The organism is Streptomyces sp. NPDC059248 (assembly GCF_042753905.1).
GTDB lineage: Bacteria > Actinomycetota > Actinomycetes > Streptomycetales > Streptomycetaceae > Streptomyces.
The window spans coordinates 1-2,140 of record NZ_JBHYZV010000172.1 but is presented as its reverse complement, the minus strand read 5'-3'; the positions used below and the strand labels follow the sequence as shown (position 1 = coordinate 2,140).

The window sequence follows — 2,140 nt, the reverse complement described above, 5'->3', positions numbered from 1 at the left end:
TTTCGGTCGCCCTCTTATTTTTTCAAACCCACCCCTCAACACCTCCCCCCCCCCGGTGCCCGGCCGGGGGGCCCCCCCGCCCCGCCGGCCCCGCCCGGCCCCCCGGGGCCCCCCCGCCCCCCACGGCCGTTTTCCGGTGCCGTTGTGTACGGGCGTACATATCGCTGTGTACAGTCGTACGCATGGGATACGGACTGCTGGCCGGGGCCATCGTCGTCGAGGTCGCCGCCACCACCGCGATGAAGTACAGCGACGGCTTCACCAAGCTGTGGCCGTCGCTGCTGACGGTCGTCGGCTATCTGATCGCCTTCACCCTGCTCGCGCAGACCCTCAAGACACTCTCGGTGGGAACCGCCTACGCCATCTGGGCGGGCGCCGGCACGGCCGCGATCGCCGCCATCGGCATGATGTTCCTGGGCGAGTCGGCGAGCGTCGCGAAGATAGCCGGGATCGGGCTGGTGATCGCCGGGGTCGTCGTCCTCAATGTGGGCGGAGCCCACTGATGGCCCGCCGTTACGACCCCGACCGCCGCCTCAGGATCATCGACGCCGCGATCCGGGTCGTCGGCCGGGACGGGATCGCCGGTGTCAGCCATCGCAGTGTGGCGGCCGAGGCCGATGTGCCGCTGGGCTCCACCACCTACCACTTCGCGTCCCTCGACGAACTGCTGATCGCCGCCCTGCGCCGGTCCAACGAGGGCTTCGCGGCGGCCGTACGGAACTCCCCGGCGGTCACCGACCCCGGATCCGATCTGCCGGCCGGACTGGCGCGCGTCCTGGGCCGCTGGTTCGCCGGGGAACGCGCCGACGCCGAGCTGTGTTACGAGCTGTATCTGGCGGCGCTGCGCAGACCGGCGCTGCGGCCGGTCGCCGGGGAGTGGGTGGAGGAGGTCGTCACGACACTCGCCCACCGGGTGGACCGGGACACCGCGCGGGCGATCGCGGCGCTGGTGGACGGGGTGAGCGTGCAGGTGCTGAGCACCGGCCGGGCGTACGACGAGAGCTACGTCCGCGAGATGCTGCGCCGGGTCATCGGCTGAGCCCCGGCGCCGTACCGGCGGTGAGACGGGTTCGCCCGGGGGCGTCGGCGACGGTTAGGTTTTCCCCATGACCGATACCACCGTCCCCCGTACCACCACCGGTGCCGTCGCTGCCGGGCTCGCCACGATCGCCGCCGACGGAACCGTTCTCGACACCTGGTTCCCCGCCCCCGAACTCGCCGCCGAGCCCGGCCCCTCCGGCACCGAACGCCTGGACGCGGACCGCACCGTCCAGCTGCTGGGTGCCGGGGCCGCCGAGGCGGTGGGCCTGGACGCCCGCCGGAACGTCGAGGTCGTCGCCGTCCGGACGGTCGTCTCGTCGCTCGACGAGAAGCCGCTCGACGCCCATGACGCCTACCTCCGTCTCCACCTGCTCTCCCACCGGCTGATCCGGCCGCACGGGCAGAGCCTCGACGGGCTCTTCGGGCTGCTGGCGAATGTGGCGTGGACGTCGCTGGGCCCCGTCGCCGTCGACGACATCGAGAAGGTGCGGCTCAACGCCCGCGCCCAGGGTCTGCACCTCCAGGTCACTGGGGTCGACAAGTTCCCGCGGATGACGGACTACGTGGTCCCCAAGGGCGTCCGGATCGCCGACGCCGACCGGGTCCGCCTCGGCGCGCACCTGGCCGAGGGCACCACCGTGATGCACGAGGGCTTCGTCAACTTCAACGCGGGCACCCTCGGCACCTCGATGGTGGAGGGCCGGATCTCCGCCGGGGTCGTCGTCGGCGACGGCTCCGACATCGGCGGCGGCGCCTCCACGATGGGCACCCTCTCCGGCGGCGGCAATGTGGTCATCGCCATCGGTGAGCGCTGCCTGATCGGCGCCGAGGCGGGCGTCGGGATCGCGCTGGGCGACGAGTGCGTCGTCGAGGCCGGGCTCTACGTCACCGCCGGGACCCGGATCACCCTGCCCGACGGCGAGATCGTCAAGGCGCGCGACCTGTCGGGCGCGAACAACATCCTCTTCCGCCGCAACTCCGTGACGGGCGCGGTGGAGGCCCGGCCGAACAACGCGGTGTGGGGCGGGCTGAACGAGGTCCTGCACGCCCACAACTGATCCCTCCGGGCAGCGGCCCCGGCGGCCCGTCCTCTCCGGGA

General features: G+C 72.3%; 3 protein-coding genes. All 3 read left to right on the top strand.

What is annotated here, in order from left to right; genetic code table 11:
- The first annotated feature begins 182 nt into the window (after positions 1-182).
- Positions 183-503: a DMT family transporter gene (locus ACFXG1_RS33085; RefSeq protein ID WP_384717775.1), complete on the top strand. Its 321-nt coding sequence runs from the start codon at positions 183-185 to the stop codon at positions 501-503.
- Positions 503-1,039 (top strand): TetR/AcrR family transcriptional regulator, encoded by a 537-nt coding sequence (locus ACFXG1_RS33080; protein ID WP_384717772.1) that lies wholly within the window; start codon positions 503-505, stop codon positions 1,037-1,039. Before ACFXG1_RS33085 ends, ACFXG1_RS33080 begins: the two co-directional genes overlap by 1 nt.
- Positions 1,040-1,106: 67 nt before the next feature.
- Positions 1,107-2,099, top strand: a complete 993-nt coding sequence (gene dapD, locus ACFXG1_RS33075; RefSeq protein WP_384717769.1) for a 2,3,4,5-tetrahydropyridine-2,6-dicarboxylate N-succinyltransferase — start codon at positions 1,107-1,109, stop codon at positions 2,097-2,099.
- Positions 2,100-2,140: the final 41 nt, after the last annotated feature.

What these genes read in the sequence shown, in the direction of transcription:
- dapD (WP_384717769.1), top strand. Translation starts at nt 1,107, where the DNA reads ATGACCGATACCACCGTCCCCCGTACCACCACCGGTGCCGTCGCTGCC.
- ACFXG1_RS33085 (WP_384717775.1), top strand. Translation starts at nt 183, where the DNA reads ATGGGATACGGACTGCTGGCCGGGGCCATCGTCGTCGAGGTCGCCGCC.
- ACFXG1_RS33080 (WP_384717772.1), top strand. Translation starts at nt 503, where the DNA reads ATGGCCCGCCGTTACGACCCCGACCGCCGCCTCAGGATCATCGACGCC.